14 protein-coding genes are annotated in these 18,757 nt (G+C 50.8%); 7 read left to right on the forward strand and 7 right to left on the reverse strand.

Features of this window, described 5'->3' with window-relative positions:
* The first annotated feature begins 13 nt into the window (after nucleotides 1-13).
* On the forward strand, nucleotides 14-2,155 hold the full coding sequence (locus tag LZD49_RS01315) for a M43 family zinc metalloprotease (RefSeq protein ID WP_234665503.1): 2,142 nt from the start codon (nucleotides 14-16) through the stop codon (nucleotides 2,153-2,155).
* A gap of 132 nt (nucleotides 2,156-2,287) precedes the next feature.
* Here the strand turns inward: LZD49_RS01315 and LZD49_RS01320 are convergent, their stop codons facing one another.
* A complete protein-coding gene (locus LZD49_RS01320) occupies nucleotides 2,288-2,683 on the reverse strand; it encodes a hypothetical protein (protein ID WP_234665504.1) in 396 nt (131 codons plus the stop codon).
* Between the two features lie 364 nt (nucleotides 2,684-3,047).
* On the opposite strand from LZD49_RS01320, the gene LZD49_RS01325 reads away from it, so the two are divergent.
* The 4 genes from LZD49_RS01325 to LZD49_RS01340 are packed head-to-tail and all read left to right on the forward strand — an operon-like array spanning nucleotide 3,048 to nucleotide 9,999.
* Complete coding sequence (locus LZD49_RS01325; RefSeq protein WP_234665505.1) at nucleotides 3,048-6,647, forward strand: SusC/RagA family TonB-linked outer membrane protein; 3,600 nt, start codon at nucleotides 3,048-3,050, stop codon at nucleotides 6,645-6,647.
* 20 nt (nucleotides 6,648-6,667) lie between these two features.
* Nucleotides 6,668-8,257 (forward strand): RagB/SusD family nutrient uptake outer membrane protein, encoded by a 1,590-nt coding sequence (locus LZD49_RS01330; protein ID WP_234665506.1) that lies wholly within the window; start codon nucleotides 6,668-6,670, stop codon nucleotides 8,255-8,257.
* A 49-nt stretch (nucleotides 8,258-8,306) separates the two neighbouring features.
* Nucleotides 8,307-9,065: a 5'-nucleotidase C-terminal domain-containing protein gene (locus LZD49_RS01335; RefSeq protein ID WP_234665507.1), complete on the forward strand. Its 759-nt coding sequence runs from the start codon at nucleotides 8,307-8,309 to the stop codon at nucleotides 9,063-9,065.
* Nucleotides 9,040-9,999 (forward strand): metallophosphoesterase, encoded by a 960-nt coding sequence (locus LZD49_RS01340; protein WP_234665508.1) that lies wholly within the window; start codon nucleotides 9,040-9,042, stop codon nucleotides 9,997-9,999. Before LZD49_RS01335 ends, LZD49_RS01340 begins: the two co-directional genes overlap by 26 nt.
* Before the next feature lie 30 nt (nucleotides 10,000-10,029).
* Here the strand turns inward: LZD49_RS01340 and LZD49_RS01345 are convergent, their stop codons facing one another.
* The 3 genes from LZD49_RS01345 to LZD49_RS01355 form a co-directional block, all read right to left on the reverse strand.
* Nucleotides 10,030-11,643: a Na+/H+ antiporter gene (locus tag LZD49_RS01345; protein WP_234665509.1), complete on the reverse strand. Its 1,614-nt coding sequence runs from the start codon at nucleotides 11,641-11,643 to the stop codon at nucleotides 10,030-10,032.
* A 21-nt stretch (nucleotides 11,644-11,664) separates the two neighbouring features.
* Complete coding sequence (locus LZD49_RS01350; RefSeq protein WP_234665510.1) at nucleotides 11,665-12,990, reverse strand: cytochrome P450; 1,326 nt, start codon at nucleotides 12,988-12,990, stop codon at nucleotides 11,665-11,667.
* Nucleotides 12,991-13,100: 110 nt separating this feature from the next.
* Entirely contained in the window at nucleotides 13,101-13,580 is a 480-nt protein-coding gene (locus LZD49_RS01355) for a Dps family protein (RefSeq protein ID WP_234665511.1), read from the reverse strand.
* A gap of 213 nt (nucleotides 13,581-13,793) precedes the next feature.
* Here LZD49_RS01355 and LZD49_RS01360 point away from each other — a divergent pair, with 213 nt between their 5' ends.
* Both LZD49_RS01360 and LZD49_RS01365 read left to right on the forward strand, forming a co-directional pair.
* A complete protein-coding gene (locus LZD49_RS01360; protein WP_234665512.1) occupies nucleotides 13,794-14,471 on the forward strand; it encodes a lipid-binding SYLF domain-containing protein in 678 nt (225 codons plus the stop codon).
* Nucleotides 14,472-14,480: 9 nt separating this feature from the next.
* Entirely contained in the window at nucleotides 14,481-14,678 is a 198-nt protein-coding gene (locus LZD49_RS01365) for a KTSC domain-containing protein (RefSeq protein WP_234665513.1), read from the forward strand.
* Nucleotides 14,679-14,700: 22 nt separating this feature from the next.
* On the opposite strand, the gene LZD49_RS01370 is transcribed toward LZD49_RS01365, so the two are convergent.
* The 3 genes from LZD49_RS01370 to LZD49_RS01380 all read right to left on the reverse strand — a co-directional run bounded on the left by LZD49_RS01370 (nucleotide 14,701) and on the right by LZD49_RS01380 (nucleotide 18,703).
* The gene (locus LZD49_RS01370) at nucleotides 14,701-16,413 is read right to left on the reverse strand and encodes a GMC oxidoreductase (protein ID WP_234665514.1); all 1,713 of its coding nucleotides are present in this window, start codon (nucleotides 16,411-16,413) and stop codon (nucleotides 14,701-14,703) included.
* A 26-nt stretch (nucleotides 16,414-16,439) separates the two neighbouring features.
* Nucleotides 16,440-17,624 (reverse strand): esterase, encoded by a 1,185-nt coding sequence (locus LZD49_RS01375; protein WP_234665515.1) that lies wholly within the window; start codon nucleotides 17,622-17,624, stop codon nucleotides 16,440-16,442.
* A 68-nt stretch (nucleotides 17,625-17,692) separates the two neighbouring features.
* Complete coding sequence (locus LZD49_RS01380) at nucleotides 17,693-18,703, reverse strand: LacI family DNA-binding transcriptional regulator (RefSeq protein ID WP_234665516.1); 1,011 nt, start codon at nucleotides 18,701-18,703, stop codon at nucleotides 17,693-17,695.
* Between the last annotated feature and the right edge of the window lie 54 nt (nucleotides 18,704-18,757).

Consider the following 18,757-nt stretch of genomic DNA (forward strand, 5'->3'; position numbering starts at 1 on the left):
TTAGAAATATTCGATGCGACATATTATACCATCCATCAGATTCTTTGTTGCCATTTTATTAATCACTTACACCGGCTTTGCGCCCGCACATGCGCAGGACAGGTGTGCTTCGATGGAATTGCTCCAAAAAAGATTCACGGACCAGCCGGCCCTGCGCCAACTTTTTAACCAGCGTGACCTTCGGCTTAAACAGCTGGTCAATGAAAGGATTGCGTCTGGCAAAACGCTCCGGACGGCGGGCCCCGTTACAATTCCGGTAGTATTCCATGTCGTACTTAGCCGCCAGTCGATGGTGACCGACGCGCAGATCATGGCGCAGTTGGATACGATCAACAAAGATTATGCAGGGATCAATGCCGGGGCCGAAAAAATTCCTTCCTACTTCAAATCGCTTTTTGGCCAGTCGGGTATTCAGTTTTGTCTTGCGCAGCGGACACCGAACGACGCCCCCTCGACGGGAATTGAGCGCTACAATACCACGCGAAACTCATTCGACTATACGACCAACCAGGTTAAGCACGCCGAATCGGGTGGGGCGGATGCCTGGGATACGGACAAATACCTCAACATCTGGATCTGCGACCTTTCTGCAAGCACACTCGGCTATGCTACTTTTCCGGACGACGGCGTCAAAGATGAACAAGGCGTTGCCGTAGACTATGCTTCGCTACCCGGCGGAAGTGCTACCGGTTTCAACCAGGGCAAGACGCTCACGCATGAAATCGGCCACTATTTTAACCTGTACCACATTTGGGGAGACGACAATGGTGCCTGCACAGGGACCGACGAGGTGGACGATACCCCCAATCAGAGCAATAGCACTACTACATGCCAGACGGGCATCCTAACCGATCGTTGCACGACGACTTCTCCGGGCATCATGTATCAGAATTATATGGATTACACGCCCGACGCCTGCTTGTATATGTTTACCAAAATGCAGGTAGCGAGAATGGAAGCCGCATTTAGTACCTATCGTTCGCTGCTTTCACTTTCCAATGGCTGTACGCCGGTGGATGTGAAGAAAAAGGATGCATCGCTCAAAGCGATACGGCAGCCGGCGCAGCGGATTTGTGTTAACACACTCACACCACAAATAACGCTCGTGAACCGGGGTAGCGAGACGCTCATATCCGTAACCATTCACGCGGTGATCGATGATGGGACCGTACAGAACTACAACTGGACAGGCTCATTGGCCACATACGCCGAAACAACCGTGACCCTGCCGATCCTGACCACCGTGGAAGGCAATCATGTATTGAGTATTTACACATCCAATCCGAATGGAGGCACCGATGAGGATACTTCGAATGACTCGCTTAGCCTCGACTTCATCTATTATGAGCCAGTCGCCGCACCGGTGAGGGAAGGTTTCGAAGGGTTGTTCCCGCCGCAAGGCTGGGACATCGTGAACGAGGATGGTGGTTCTACATGGGAGAAAACCACTTCGGCGGCCAAAACAGGCAGTGCATCGGTAAAAATTGGCAACTTCGATAACCAGGTGGTCGGCCAGCGCGATTACCTGCGGTCACCTACCGTGAATATAGCAGGAACCGATTCGGCGTTCGTCTCCTTCCAGGTAGCGGCGGCGACTTATACCAATACATCGACCCAGGGCAATGTTTGGGATACCTTACAGGTGCTTATTAGTACAGATTGCGGACAGACTTACACAAGTGTCTACAAAAAATGGGGATCAAGCCTTATTACCCGTAGCGCGGCAACGAGGACTGCATTTACGCCGGGCGTCAATGAATGGAGAAGGGAAGAGATCAATATCGGCAGCTTTATTGGCCAGGGCGAAATATTGGTGGCATTCCTGAACACGAACGGCAACGAAAACGATATTTACCTCGATGACATTAATATCAGAACGGTCACCATCAATCCAAATCTGAAAGAAGCCGGGTTCCTTGTAACGCCTAATCCGACAAGTGGCCAGGTTTCGGTGCAGTTCTATCCGCATCCGGAAAAGCTGAAATCGGTCTCGATTTACAATGTAGCTGGACAAAAGGTAACGGAAACTGTCATTACCGGAGAAGTCAGCTCGAATATCTACAATTTCGATCTGACGACATTCCCATCCGGTTTATATGTGGTGAAAGCGGAGTTCGAAGACCAGGTACTGACGAAGAAGATTATTAAGAACTAATTGCGAATGAGTGAATGAATTTTGAATGACCGAATGATTGAATGACCGAATAGGTCGCTGTGTAATATGTATGATTAATCCTGAATTACTCGCTCATTTAAAATTCAGTCATTCAATCATTCAATCATTAAACTAAATTATCCTTTTCACAACCACCTTACTATTCGTTTGCGAGACGGCGAACTCCTTCGCGTTTTCGTTGGGTGGTGCTATGAATATCTGCCTTTTCTTTTTACCGTCGGTGTTCACCCAGTTAGCTGAATAAATTTCGGGAAACTGGCCGGCGTAAATAGGGTGGTGGTCGGAGAACATAAATACTTCTTCCAGCTCATAAGCCAATTCCAGGTCGCTTCCTTCGATCACGTCGCATATGATCTTCAAACCGCCTTTGTCATCGTCGACCAGGCCTTTGATACGGGCTTTACCATAAAAAGGGTCTTCTTCAAAATCCCATCGGATGTAGTACTCGATTACGTTTCCGATCTGAGACTCAATATAGTCGGCGGTTAGCAGTTGTTCCTGGCGCATGGTCGAAGTTGGTTTTTACACTCCTTTTAAACTAAGCAAAATTCAAACCCGCCCCTTGTGGGCGTTTTGACAAATGTAATCGGAAGCATGATGTTTCCAAAAATAATGAGATTCCTTTCATTGATATTTGACAAATTACGACTCTACGGCTGTTTGCCATCTTTTTTCTAAACTACTCGTGGAGCAGTCATATAGGTGTGTAGGTTAGTTGTGTAAATGTAGTTCGCAAAAATCCCGTCGAGCCGGTGAATAACCCGAACGCCCCAAATGTCAACGTCAGGGAACATGGCGGTATGGTTTTTGTCTGAAACAGGCTAAACAATCTTTTCTCGGGACGCTGTCCCGTCACTTAGCCAAGAATCATATGAGAAAAACTCAACGACTCGATGAGCCTGCACCGTGTTCGGTCCCGCTCATTTTCCTGAGGATCGGTTTCTTTCTGCTGCTGTTTTCGGGCCCGATTTTCCGAAGTACCGCGCAGCAGGCGAAGCCCGATTCAACCCGAAAGGCCAGGCCCGACACAATGGTAACCCCGGTTCCGAAACCCGATCCTGCATCAAACAAACCGGCCTCCGATACCCTCCCCAAGCCTCAAAATACAACCGATTCTGCATCCAAATCCTCGTCCTCACCATTGGTGAAGCCCACGCAGAACTTCGATCCCCTGGTAAAGCCAGCCCCTCAGAAAGATTCATTGAATAGCACGCCCGGAGTGGCCACGCCCGGCGCTCCTGCGGGCAACCAGGCAACGGTGCCGACCAATAAGCCCGACAGTGCCGCAACGTCGTCGCAAGCGGGCAATGCCAACGTGGCTCAGCCGGTGCAAAACGCCGCTCAGACACCGGATTCGGCGACTGCGCAAAAGCCAGCGCCGGGGGGCGCAACAGACGCCGGCCCTGATGGACGTGATATCAAAGGTATTGTGAAAGACGAAAAGGGTGTTGGAATGCCTGGTGTAGCAGTTCTGGTAAAGGGCACGCAAATCCAGTCCATTAGCGAGCCCGATGGTTCCTTCCAGATGAAAGTCCCTGCGAAAGGCGGCATTCTCGTTTTTAGCTTCATAGGTTTTGCAACCAAAGAAGTGGCTATTACCGGCATGACCAACTATGACACCCAGCTTGTCCCGGAAGCCAAATCGTTGAAGGAAGTGGTGGTGGTAGGATATGGTGCTCAAAGCAAGCGCGACCTGGCCAGCTCCACATCCAGGGTAGCTTCTCAGGATTATAAATCGGCCGTAATCAATACGATTGACCAGGCTATCCAGGGGCGCGCGACCGGCGTGCAAGTCACAGAAAGTTCCGGTGAACCCGGCGCTGCCGCAGTGGTGCGGATCAGGGGTAACAACTCGCTCAGCGGTAACAACGAGCCGCTTTACGTAATCGACGGCTTCCCGATGCCGCCCTACCGCGAGGCCGGGACCAGTTTCTATGGCTCCTCTTCGCAGAATGGACTCTACGGTGTTAACCCGAACGATATCGAAAGCATGGAAATCCTCAAAGACGCTTCCGCGACAGCCATCTACGGCTCGCGTGGCGCGAACGGCGTGATCCTGATCACCACCAAGTCGGGTAAGCGGGGTGAGGGGCGCGTGGAGCTCGTCAACAAAACCTCCTTTGGTAGCGTTGCCAACCCGATCCGGATGATGAATTCGCGGCAATATGCGGAAGTGATCAATGAAAGTTTCCGCGTCACCGACCGCAATCCACCCTTTGAAAATCTCGACAGTACCATGACTAATACCGACTGGGTCGAAGCTATAACGCAGCCCAGTTTCCGGCAGGACATTACGCTGAGTGTTTCAGGAGGTAGCCCCAAGTCATCGTACTATATTTCGGGTAATTATCTTAAAGACAAGGGCACGATCATCAATTCGAATAACGATCGGGCCAGTCTGCGCGTCAACCTGAATAACGAGGTCAACGACTGGTATACGGTCAAAGGCCAGCTTTCATTTACCCGGCAGAAAACCAACCGCGCTGTCACAGCCTCGCGCGCATGGCCGAGCTCGGGCGGGTTAATGGACGGACTGCGCGCTGCACCGACGCTGGAAATCGATTACCTGGGCAACAATAGCCTTGGCATTCCGAACTATCAGGGCTATTATTTTTCCAATCCCTACAATGAATTGACGGCAAAAACGGATGTTACTCAAAGCGATTACTCCATTCTCAATATTGAAAGTTATTTCAAAATAGCCAGTGGATTGCAACTGGTCGTGAGCCTTGCCGGTAATCAGAATCTCACGCGCCGGAAGGTGTTCCTGCCACCTTCAACAGCGGAGGGCAACCAGGTAAAAGGAAAGGGTAGCAACACGTCGGCCAATACGTATAGTTATAATTTCAACTCGTATTTGCAGTACGAAAAGACCTTCCGGAAGGATCATTACCTCAATACAACCCTGGGTGTGGAATATAACGACCAAACTGTTGAATTCCTCAGCACGAACTCATCGGGTTTCGATGTACCATTTTTCGGGGTCGATAACATTGGCAGCGCAAAGTCGCAGGTGATTGGTTCATTCAAGGAAAAACGTATTCTGCAATCGGGTTTCCTTCGTGCCAACTACTCTTTCAAAGGCAGGTACGTACTGAACGCCTCGATCCGTGCCGATGGTGCTTCGGCATTTGCCGCCAACAGGAAGTATGGGATCTTTCCCGCCGTAGCACTTGCGTGGAACCTCGATCAGGAGGAGTTTATGACAGGTGTTACTGCCATTTCAAATACGAAGTTCCGCGCGTCTTATGGTGAAACCGGCAGCCAGGCCATCGGACCATATTCGTCGCTGTCGTTATATAGCTCAGGTTTCTATGAAATGGGTCCGGGCGGTGACGGCTCGGTGATCAATACAGGCATATTCCCGAACACGATTGCCAACCCGAACCTCTCCTGGGAGCGCACCAGACAGTTTAATGTCGGGGTGGATTTCAATACGGCCAAAGACCGCATTGTATTGAGTTTCGATTATTACAACAAAGTAACTTCCGACTTGCTGCAACCCCGTAAAGTTCCTTCGCAAGCGGGTGTGGCCACGATCATCGACAACTATGGAACGATGCGAAACCGTGGCTTTGAAGTAAGTATCCAGGGGAACATTGTACAGAAAAAGAATGTGACCTACTCGACGCGCGTCAATATTTCGAGGAATATCAACACGCTCGTAGACTTGGGCGATCGTACACAGCCCGACTATGTGAATATCAATGGCAACTTACTTGGAGGCGTTTCGGGCATATTGATTCCGGGGCAGGAAGTAGGTCAGTTCTTTGGGTACCGTGTGGCCGGTTTGAGCCAAAAAAACGATTTCGATGCTGACGGCAATCCCACCTTCCCGACGTTCGAAGGCCCGCGACCTGCGGGTTCCAAAGGTACGCCGCTTTATGGTGCCTGGAAATATGCAGATACCAATGCCGACGGCATCATTACAGCCGATGACCGGGTTGTGCTCGGCAAATCTACCCCCGATTTTACCTTTGGATGGAGCCATGACCTGACCTGGAAAAACTTCTCCGTCAATGCATTATTCACTGGTTCGGTTGGAAATGATGTGCTCAACCTGACGCGCTTCTATATTACCAACGGCGTAGTCGATTACGGCGGGGTAGGGTTCAACCAGTCGGAAGATTGGTACCAGAAACGGTATACCGAGGCCAATCCGCATAACAACGTCAATTATCCCGGCGTGCAGCGTGGCATTGCGTCCGGCGATATCAACTCGGTGATGCTGGAAGACGGCAGTTTTGCGCGCCTGAAAATGCTCACCCTCTCCTACACATTCCCGAAACTCGGCCCGGTCCAAAACCCGCGCCTCTTTGTGACGGGCACCAACTTGTGGACATTGACAAACTATTCGGGCTTCGATCCGGAAGTGAGCTCCTACGGGCAGTCGCTGCTGCAACAGGGCATCGATTATGGTGCTTACCCGGCGCAACGTTCTTATACCATCGGGTTCTCCTGCAATTTTTAGTGTGACCAATGCATTCAAATATGAAAAAACATATCAAGTTATTCGTAATGCTGCTGGCAGCGCTGGCCATTACTTCCTGTAAGGATAATCTGGAAGAGTCGCCTTACTCCTCGCTGGGCAAAGACGTGGCGTTCACGGACGAGGACGGTCTCAACCAGGCGACGATCGGAGTGTATCAGGCCTGGACCACCACCGATCATTCCGATATTTATAACCGCTTTATCCTGGCCGAATCCGGGCACCGTTATGCGACGGCGGGTATTCTTGGGTCGGGCGCCGACCCTTACTATCGTTTTGCGCACACTTCCGTTTCGGGAGCCTTTGAATCGGTCTGGGCGCGGTTCTACAGAATCATATACCGAGCCAATACCGTGATCGACAATGCAAAAATGGCCGTTCCCGGTGAGGAAGAAGAGGCTGATCCCTACATTGCCGAGGCGCGTGTGCTGCGGGCTTATGCTTATTTCAACCTCGTGCGTCTGTTCGGCGGTGTGCCTTTGATTTTGAAAGAAATCAGTTCTTTCGGAGAGAAAGACCTGATTTTCGCTCCCCGCGCGACCGACACCGAAGTGTACGACGCCATTCTGGCCGACCTTGCATTTGCCGAAACCATCCTGCCCGATTCGCGGGGTGGTGCCGAGCTCGGACGTGTTTCCGCCGGAACCGTGAAGGCATTAATGGGCAAAGTTTATCTCACCATGGCAGGAAAGCCTCTAAATCGGACAGAGAATTACCAAAAGGCTGCCGAAAAGCTCAGCGAGTTGGTGGGGGCGGCCAATGAGGAGAAGTACGACATGGAACTGCTGCCCAACTTTGCCGATGTATTTGCATTGGCCAATGAGCGGAACCGCGAGATCGTGCTGTCGTTCGGCTATTTTGTCAATTCGTCCAACCAGAATGGCAACATATTGCCGTTCAATCTGTTCCCGTCCGGTTTGGTGAATGGCGATGAACAGACCAATTATGGTTTGACCTATGATTTTTACAAACTGTTTGAAAAAACCGACACCCGGCGAGACTTTACCCTGGTTTCAAAATATGTGTTTACGGGCGGTGCCAGGGCTGGGGCGGAGCCGGGGGACAGTATTATTTACGATGCTACCAGCGCCCATTACATAAACCAGCGAACGAAAGCGCCGTTTGGCCATGACGACTTCCGATATGGCATTGCCTATGGAAAGATCGCGCGTGCGGCACGTCCTGCGGGTGCGCCGGTGCAAGGTTACAGCGCTGACCTGATCGAAATGCGGTTTTCGGATGTGCTGCTGATGCTTGCAGAGGCATTGGTAGAAACCGGAAAACCGGCAGATGCATTGCCATTGCTCAACCGCGTGCGCGCCCGCGCCAAAGCGACACCTTCCAAAGCTATCGGTGCGCCTGCGTTGCGTGCGGCTATCCGCGCGGAACGCAGACTGGAACTAAGCGGGGAATTTACTACTGTGTTTGATATCCGCCGGTGGGGTACATTACAGGAGGAAATAGCTGCGATGTCCAATGATCAGATCGTCGACAATGTGCTGATTCCCTACACGCCGCGCCTGGAATTATACCCAATCCCTCAGTCGCAGCTCGACGCAAACCCCAATCTGCGGCAGAACGACGGCTGGTAGCAGGAAATCCGGAGTTTCAGATGTAATTTTAGATTTCTAAAACTACGTTATGAGAACTTCTTTCCGATCGGCTTATGGTGCGATATTGCTTGCGGGCCTTGGCCTGATGGCCTCTTGCCAGAAGCACTTCGCTGTAACCAGAAACGAATACAAACAATACGGCATCGACCAGCAGGTCGGTGCCGATTCTGCTATTATCGGGTACTATCAGCCTTATAAGGACAAAATGCAGGCTGAAATGAACCGTGTCGTCGGACAGACTGAGGTGGCACTCACGAAACCTTCCGATCCTGAGACGCTCATGGGTAACTTCTTCGCTGACGCGATGCTTAAAGAAGGAATGAAAAAGGACCCAACCATTCAATTCACACTCGCTACCAAGGGCGGTTTGCGCACCACCTTCCCGAAAGGCAATATCACAGTCTCCCAGGTATTCGAGCTTATGCCATTTGAAAATGAAATGGTTGTTTTGAAGCTGTCGGGTGAAAATGTGCAGCGGGTGATCGATTTTATTGCAAAAAAAGACGGTGAACCTGTTGCCGGTATCCGCATGAAAATCAGGGATAACAAAGCCTATGACATTACCATTGCCGGGCAGCCCTTTAACATAAACAAAACTTATAACCTGCTTACTTACGACTATCTGGCCGATGGTGGCGACGAGCTCGAATGCCTGCGCAACCCGCTCGAACGCCGGGAGATCAATCAGAAAGTAAGGGAAGCATTATTTGAAAATATCAGTGACCTGACCCGCCAGGGTAAAAAAATAACCGCTCAGCTCGATGGAAGAATTGTTTCAGATAAATAGAAGGGATTTCCTAAAAAAAGGCGGAATGGTTACCGCCGCATTAGGTCTGAGCCCGCTTTCGGCATTCGCGAAGCGCGATTCGGTGGTGCAACTGACGATCCTGCACACCAACGACGTCCATAGCCGCATCGATCCGTTCCCGATGGACGGATCGCGAAATCAGGGGTTAGGAGGCGTCGCACGTCGGGCCGCATTGGTGAAAAAAATCCGAGCAGAGCAGCCAAATGTGCTGCTGCTGGATGCAGGCGATGTTTTCCAGGGTACACCGTATTTCAACCTGTACGGTGGCGAACTCGAATTCACGATCATGAGCCAGATGGGCTATGACGCATCGACGATGGGAAATCACGATTTCGACAACAGCATTGCCGGTTTTGTAAAGCAACTCCCGCATGCCAATTTCCCTTTTCTCGTCAGCAATTACGATTTCAGTAACACCGAGCTGAAAGGCCAAACGCAGCCCTACAAAATCTTCAAGAAACAAGGTATTAAGATTGGAGTATTTGGGATTTGTATTGAACTGGAAGGTTTGGTCAATAAGAAAAATTACCTCGAAACAGTCTATCTGGATCCCATTGCCAAAGCCAATGAAATGGCCTCATTGCTCAAAAACGAGCAGCATTGCGACTTTGTGATCTGCCTGTCGCATTTGGGATATAAATACAAGGAAAACAAGGTCTCTGACCAGGTCCTGGCTAAATCGACGCGTAACATCGACCTCATCATCGGCGGGCACACGCATACTTTTATGAAAGAGCCCGAAAACATCCTGAACCTCGATGGCAGGCTGACCACGATAAACCAGGTCGGATTTGCAGGCATCAATCTCGGCCGCCTCGACTATTTTTTCGATCGCGAAATCGGCAAGCAGAAAATGATGTCCGCCGTGTTGCCGGTGGATGCGGAGCAGTTGGCATGGGGAGTGAGCGAATGAGCCGCCGCGGAACGGGGAGTCATTCAATCATCACTCCATATGCAAAAATTGCTGCCTTACTTTTTCTTCTTCGAGATCGATCTGGGCGAGGTGCTGGCGGATGACATCTTCATCGTAAGTTTCCTTTTTATTGAATTGATGAAGTATGCTTCGCTTATGTTCCAGCAGTTCTTTGCTAATGTGCTGGTAACGTGCGATAAACTTATGGCTTGCTTCGTGGGCCTCGAATCCCTGTACATGGTCGAGAAACCCGATATCGCTTTCAAGCTTGAATTTCAAGCTTCGAAGCAGTTCGTGGCTGTCAATTTCCTCCGCATATTTTTTGTTGATGAAGTCCAGTGAGGCCCTGGCGAGCTCTCTTCGGATGATCACATCCTGCTCCTGCACAGGTAAGTCGTAATCATGGTCTTCGGCATGTGCCCACCGCGCGATGACTGGCAAAGTAAGTCCTTGAAAAACAAGGGTTACCAATATCACAATAAAGGTGATAAACAGGATCATATTCCGCTGCGGAAAAGGCAGGCCATTATCAAGCAAGATCGGAATGGACAATGCAGATGCCAGTGAAACCACCCCGCGCATGCCGGCCCAGCCAAAGATCAGCGGCATCCGGTAGCCCGGACTGCTATCGGCTGTGGTAATAAAACGGCTGATGAACACCGTGAAAACGGACGCGCCCAACGTGCTGGCAATGCGGGTGATAACGACCACCAGTGAAATAATCAGTCCGTATTTAATCGCTTCCCAAATCGAAGTCTCACCAAAGCCCTGTACAATCACCGGCAGTTCGAGGCCGATGAGCATGAACACAATGCCGTTCAGGACAAATCCAACTGTCGACCACACATTAATGCCCTGTATCCGGCTCAAATGGCTGAGGATGCTATGTTGATTGCGCGAAAGAAAAAGTCCGCCGGAAACGACCGCGATTACACCTGAAAAATGGAATTCTTCCGCGGTGATATACATCGCATAAGGCGCTACGAACGTCAGAATGGTATCAATGCTGGGCGTAGTGGGAAACCATCGGTGAATGGCGTAAAAAATCAGCGCAATGCCGATCCCCACCACAAAGCCCATCGTAATGACCAGGAAAAAGCTTCCTACCGCATCAGTAAGCACAAAACTGCCCGACGAAACGGCTACCAATGCAAACCGGAAGACGATCAGCGAGGAGGCGTCATTGAGCAGACTTTCGCCTTCGGTAATGGTAACTAGGCGTTTGGGGACCTTTACATTCTTTAAAATTGAAGTGGTGGCCACGGCATCGGGTGGCGAGATAATCCCGCCCAGCAGGAAACCCAACGCAAGGGTGAAGCCCGGAATGACCGCCTGCGAAACATAGGCGATGACGCAGGAGGTGAAAATCACGATAATGAAAGCAAACGAGCCGATAACCCGTCGCCACTTCCAAAAATCTTTCCACGACGTTTGCCACGCAGCTTCATACAGCAACGGCGGCAGGAATATCAGGAAAATAAGTTGCGGATCGATTTCGACGGATGGCAGGCCTGGGACGACACTGAGAGCCAGCCCGCCGAGTACTAGCACAATCGGGTAAGCAATTTTGATTCGCTGCGCCAGCATGACCAGGAACATGATGATCATGACCAGTGCGAGGTACAGGATAATGTTTTCGTGCATAGAATTCGTTCAGTATCGGCTTTATCGAAGATATAATTTAATACCGTTAGTGGATTTCAGAACAATCTGCGGGTGCAGTCCAACGAGGTATCCCGGCTCGCGGACGAAATCGAAGCGCTTGACGAGCGCTGCCAATACCAATTGCATTTCCATTAATGCGAACTGCTGCCCGATGCAAATCCTTGGTCCCGCCCCGAAAGGCAGGTAATTGAATTTCGCCCGGTTTTTCACCGTGTCCGCCTGGAAGTTTTCAGGATTGAATGCGTAGGGATTATCCCAAAGGCTCGGGTTCCGGTGCAGTTCAAAAATTGACATAAATACCGAACTGCCCTTTGGAATAGGATAACCTTCTATCTCCTGATCGACCGTGCTCTCGCGGGTCATCGTCCAGGCGGGCGGATACAGGCGAAGGCCTTCCTCCACCACCTGCCGCGTGTAAGGCATTTGAATGAGTTGTTCAAAGCCCGGTGTTTTCTCGAAAACATTCGCTTCCGCACGAATACGGGCCACGATCTCCGGTTGTGCCGAAAGCTCCCAAAGCAGCCAGCTCAGGCCGGTTGCGGAAGTTTCGTGCCCTGCGGCGAACATCGTAATGGCCTCGTCGCGGATCTGCTCGTCGTTCATCTGCTCGCCGGTTTCCTCGTCCGTGCTGTCGAGCAGGAGTTGGAGCAGGTCGTTGGGCGTTTCACCGGAGAGGCGACGCTTGCGGATGAAATCATAGACGAGGCTATTAAAATAGGTGAGATCAGATTTGAAACGGCGGTCTTCACCATTGATCGCCATCAGTGGAAGGCGGTATGGCTTACGTACGCGTGTAACGAGGTAGGTTTGTGTGCGGCTTACTTGTTTATAAATCTGCTCCTTATCTTCGGTATTCATGTTCCCGAAAAGTGTTTTGAGTGCGATATCGGAGGTGATGCCCATCATTTTAGCATCCACATCAATCGCCGCTTTGCCGCGGAATGATTCCAGTTCGTCCAGAAATGCAGCCGTAAGGTCGCCCATTGTTAGGTAAAGCTCCTGCAAGCGCTCGCGGTGAAATGCAGGCTGCACGAGTCTTCTTTGTCGTAACCAAAAATCGCCATCGCTGATCACCAGCCCATTACCTAGCACGGGACGCAGCATTTTGACCGAATTACCTTTCTTGAAATTCTTGTGATGCTGTTGTAGCACGTGGCGGAAAAAAGCAGGATCACGGGTAACGATGAATTCCCGGAACAGCCGGATTTTGAACGTATCCCCACATTCGTCGAATCCTTGCCGCAGAAAACGCAGCGGGTCGCGGGCAAAACGGATCGGAGCGAAAAGGGGAACTCGGCCGATTTTGAATTCGGGAATGGCGTGCATGGTTCAGGGGAACGGTAAGAATCAATGCAAATAAACCATTCCGGCCTAATAATAAAAAGGCCGCGCCTTTCGGACGGGGCGCGGCAACAGGTGTGCATAGCTTTTCTTTTCTATTTTTTTCCGGCAAACGACCGCAGCATCCAGGTATTTTTTTCCTTGAACTGCATGAAACGGTTCACCATATCATTGGTACCGTCGTCGCTGGCCTGTTCGGTGGCTTCCAGCAACTCGCGTTCCAGGCTGATGAGCTTGCTGAAATCGTCGAGCACGGCATCTACCATGTCGAGGTCCTTCATGCCAATGGTGTTAATCTCTTTGATCTCTGATTCGTTGATATAATCCGCAAAACGGCTGTGTGGCGGCTTGCCTAGCGTTAGCACCCGCTCGGCGATTTCGTCGATCGTTTCCTGCGCATTGGTGTACAATTCTTCGAATTTGACGTGGAGCGTAAAAAAGTTTTGTCCCTTGATGTTCCAGTGGCAGCCTCTCAGCTTCTGATAATGAATGTGATAGTTGGCGAGGTAGTCATTCAGCAGATCCACAACAGGTTTTACGTCGGTTTCGCTTAGACTGATTGCTTTGGCATCCATAGTAAGATTTGATTGGGGGTTGACATTGTTTCATGTAAATCTGTCATCAAAATCATACCAACTAATCAGAAATGTGCTTCTACTGCGTTAAAAGTTGCGGAACGGGTCTATCGGATGTCGATAGTTGGGTTCTTATTGTAAGAATGCGGCTTTCGGCAGCTGACAGGCACGATCCTTGAAGTACTTTTTTATACCTATTAATTTCAATATCCTATGTTCCTCGACAATTTGAAAACAGTGAAAATGCAGGCCATTCTTTTTTTGGGGCTTGCATTTTCGGCCCCTTCTTTCGCACAAAATAAAGAAGAAGATAAGATCAACGCCGCCACAGCAGTGCTTAGCGATTTTAACGGGATGGAAATCCCGCCGCAACTGGTGCAATCCGCAAAGGGTATCATTATCATTCCAAGAATGATCAACGGCGGTCTGATCGTAGGTGGAAAGCATGGCAGGGGTCTCGCGATGCTAAAAAGAGAAGACGGGAAATGGAGCGATCCTGTGTTTGTGACCATCACCGGTGGTAGCGTGGGTGCGCAAATAGGCGTGCAGGCGGTAGACCTGGTTCTGTTGTTTAAAAGCGACAAAACGCTGATGAACATTCAAAAAGGCGATTACACCCTCGGCAGCGATCTTTCGGTGGCAGCAGGCCCGGTGAGTAAAAACGCTTCTGTTACAACCGATTACAAATTGGAAGCTGAAGTGTATTCTTATTCGCGCTCAAAAGGCCTTTTCGCAGGAGTGACCGTTAACGGAGCTATACTGGATGTGGACGTCCGTGCTAACACAGGTCTATACGGCAGCAAAGCCACCGTCCAATCGATCTTCACGGATTCAAATATATCATCCAAGGCCGTCGACGAGCTGCGTGATACGCTGGATGATTTTAACTAAAAGCAGCATATGCCATCCACCGTCGTTGCGAAGATGATCTACAACGAAGAGAAACATACATTACGTATCGTATATGTTTCCGGGATGGTGTACGACTACAAAAACGTCCCCTGGGAACTGTATGAAGCCATGAAGGCATCAGGTTCCAAGGGGACGTTTTTGAATAAGCACATTAAGGGGAATTTCGAGTTTGAGAAGGTTGAGTGAGCATTGTTACCCTATTCACTCATTAAATATTTCCTTTCCGCATCGCGCCCACCGCATAATCCACCGCCCGTGCCGTCAGTGCCATGTAGGTCAGCGACGGGTTTTGTGTGGCCGTAGAGGTCATGCAGGCACCATCTGTTACGAATACATTCGGCACGTGGTGCATCTGGTTCCATTTGTTGAGTAACGAGGTTTTCGGGTCCTTACCCATGCGGGCACCGCCCATTTCGTGGTTTTCGCTACCGGGATTCCGCTGGGTGTCGCCTGTTTTGATGTTTTTAAAACCGGCCTTGTCGAGCATTTCGCTGAGTTCGGTGTAAAAATCCTTCACCATTTTCATGTCATTGTCGTCGAACGACACATTCATGCGCAATTGCGGAATACCCCAGTCGTCTTTCAGGTTCGGGTCGAGCGATATGAAGTTGGATTCTTTGGTTAACACTTCACCCATCATTTGCGCGCCGAGCGACCAGCCGCTTTCGTCGGCGGCAAACAGGTTTTCTTTCAGTGATTCGCCGAGACCTTCATTCGGATTTCCGACTTTCGAAGCCGAGAAAGATGTCGCATACCCACGCAAAAAGTCGGTTTCCTGTTTGAATACATTGCGGAAACGAGGGATGTAAGCGCCATTGGGGCGTCGGCCGTCGGTCGTGCGGTCATGATAACCATCAAAATCGGCGGTTACGCGGCCGCGGTAGTTGTGGAAACCGATGAATTTGCCCAGCACTCCGCTGTCATTGCCGAGGCCGTTGGGGAAACGGCTGGATTTGGAGTTCAGTAAAATCAAGTTTGAATTAATGGCCGAAGCATTGATGAATATGATTTTGGCATAATACTCCGTCATCTGCTTCGTAAGCGCATCCACGACGCGCACGCCTGTCGCACGCTTCTTTTTTTCGTCATAAATAACCGAATGAACGACTGAATGCGGCCGTAAGGTCAGGTTGCCGGTCTTTTCAGCCCAGGGCAGTGTCGCCGCATTCGTACTGAAATACCCGCCAAACGGACATCCGCGCTGGCACATATTACGGTGCTGGCATTTGGCACGTCCCTGCTGGGTATGAATGGGTTGCGGATCGGTAATATGCGCCGCCCGACCGATGATCACCGGACGCGTACCCTTATAGTTTTTGGCCGTCTGGTCACTGAAATGCTTTTCGACGCAGCTCATCTCGTGTGGCGGTAAAAACTCGCCGTCGGGAAGCTGCGGGAGTCCATCCTTATTCCCCGAAATTCCTGCAAATTTCTCCACGTAACTGTACCAGGGCGCAATATCCTTGTAGCGGATCGGCCAGTCGGTGGCGAAACCGTCCCGCGCCGGGCCTTCGAAATCGTAATCCGACCACCGCTGCGTTTGCCGCGCCCAGAGCAGCGATCGTCCGCCGACCTGGTAACCCCGCATCCAGCTGAACGGCTTGTCCTGCACATAAGGATGCTCATAATCTTTGACCACGAAATGCATCGCATCCTCCCTGAAAATATAATGCTTGCTGGCCATGGGGCTCGCCTCGCGAACGGCCAGGGGAGGTAATCCGCGGTGCTCGAATTCCCAGGGCATCATGTTTGTGGTGGGGTAATCGACGATGTGCTTCACATCCCGTCCGCGTTCGAGGACGAGCGTTTTCAATCCTTTTTCTGTTAGTTCTTTCGCAGCCCAGCCGCCGCTGATACCCGTCCCCACAACGATCGCGTCGAATGTCTGGGCTTTTGCTGCGTCAATATTGAAATAGCTCATGGGTGTGGTGTTCAATCATTCAAAATTCATTTAAAGAGATTCGGTAATAATTTCTCGTGCAGCAGCAACCGCCACGTGCCCCAGTCGTGGGCGCCGTCGCCGCCGATGAAGTATTCGTGTTTAACTCCGATCTTCTCTAATGCGGCGTGTATAGCGGCGGATCTTTTTCCGATCGCTTCCTGCTGCTCGTTGCCGCCCAGGCCCACAAGCAGATAATCGACTTTATCTTTGCTTTTAGGATTGCTGAAAAATGCCGGGTTGAGCTTCTCGGGTTCCAGGTCACCCGCGCTCAATATCCCGAACGAACTGAATAGATCGATCGCATTAAAGCCCACGGCTTCGGTATGCCTGCCACCCATCGAAAGCCCCGAAATAGCCCTGCCTTTTCGGTCTTTCACCGTGCTGTAATGCGCATCCACGAACGGCACGATCTGTTTCCGCAGCTCTTCTTCAAACAATTTATAGGTTTTTTGCAAATGATCGGGGTCATTACGGTGAACCACTTGGTTATTCGGCATGGCGATGATCATCGGCACTATTTTCCGCTCGGCCAGCAGATTGTCCGCGATATAGTTGGCCCGTCCATCCAGCATCCACCCCGAAGCCAGCTCGCCGCTGCCGCCTAGTAAATACAGCACCGGATATTTCTTTTTGGGATCATAACCGGGCGGGGTGTATACAAAAATTTCCCGCTCGCCATTCAGCACGTCGGAATGGTAAATATGCCTGGTAATGCTCCCATGCGGCACATTTTGGGCGTCATAGTACGCCGGTTTTTTGTCGTGGACTACCACATTGCTATATCCGGGTTGATTGGAAACGCCCGTCAACGTATTGTTGGGATCAGCTACCGCCACCCCGTCGATCAGGAGCCGGTACACATAGATGTCCGGCTTCACCGGGCCGACCGCCAGCGTCCAGGTGCCATCGGCCTCCTTAGTGAACGGAATATTGGTTTTACTCTTCAATGCCAACAGTATCGGCCCGCCCGTCAGCTCCACCTTGTGTGCATCCGGCGCTTTCACCCGAAACGTGATCGTATGATCGTCCTTCACCTCCGGGGAAATGACATTTCCGCCATAAGGCACCAATTGTTCGGTGTTTTTCTGCGGTGCCCAGTCGAGGTTCACATTGGCTTGCTGGGCGAGGGAGAATAGTGGGGTTATCGCTAGCAATGAGAATATGATGAGCTGGTTTTTCAAAGACTGCATTTGTAATGACCGTTTCCGAAACAAAGACGAGGAAACGGGCGGGATACCTATTATGGAATTGAAATAAATTACATTATCTCACTCGACCCCCTCAGCACCAGCGAACTCTCCAAAACCACCCGTTCGAATGCGAACCGCGTGCTGTTCAGTTCTTTAAAGACAAGCTCCATCGCTTTGACGCCCATTTCGTAGGCGGGTTGAGAGACGGAGCTAAGGGGTGGGTCGAGGAGCTCGTTGGTGGGCTCGTTGTAGAAGCCGATAATGGCGAGCTCTTGCGGGATGCGTATGCCGCGTTGTTTGGCGAGCACGAGCGCCCATTGAGCGATCTGATCGCTGTATGCGAGGATGGCATCGAAATGAACACCGGAATCGAATAGTTCGTTGATGGCGGCGATCATGGATTCCTTCTCCTGGTCGGCTACTTTGATAATGTGCTGGTCGAGCAGGATGCCGTGGTCCGAAAGGGCCTGAGAATAACCTTCGAAACGTTTCTGACTGATCTGCAGATGCTTTGGGCCGCGGAAGAAGGCGATCTTCTTCCTGCCCTGGACTATAAGCACCGATGTGGCTTCGTAGGCAGCACCATGATTGTCGATCAGCACTTTGGAGCAGGTTATTTCTTCACAATCGCGGTTGAAGAGCACCAGCGGCACGTTTTTGCGCTGAATTTTTAGCAAATGATCGTAATTGGTGGTGTTGGCCGACATCGAGAGCACCACGCCCGACGTCCGGGAGCTCAGCAGACTGTGGATTTGGCGTACTTCTTTTTCGTAACTGTCGTCGGTTTGGCAGATCAGTAGCTGATAACCGTGCCGCTCGGCCACTTCGGCCATGCCTGGAATGGCTTGCAGGTACAATGCATAACTGATTTTGGGTACCACCACACCGATGGTGTTACTTCGCCGGTTCAGCAGTTGAAATGCGAGCTGATTAGGCTCGTAGTCAAGCTGTTCGGCCAGTTCGTACACGGCTTTGCGTGTCGTTTCCTTAATGTCCGGGTGGTTTTTTAATGCCCTTGAAACGGTGGAAATGGAAATCCCGAGTTTCGTGGCGATGGTTTTCAGCGTGATATCCTCCATAGCGTTGTTGCGTGGCCGACTTGAAAAAATCTAAACGGCATTATTTCCTAAAAA

It is taken from the genome of Dyadobacter sp. CY261 (genome assembly GCF_021440085.1).
Classification (GTDB): domain Bacteria; phylum Bacteroidota; class Bacteroidia; order Cytophagales; family Spirosomataceae; genus Dyadobacter.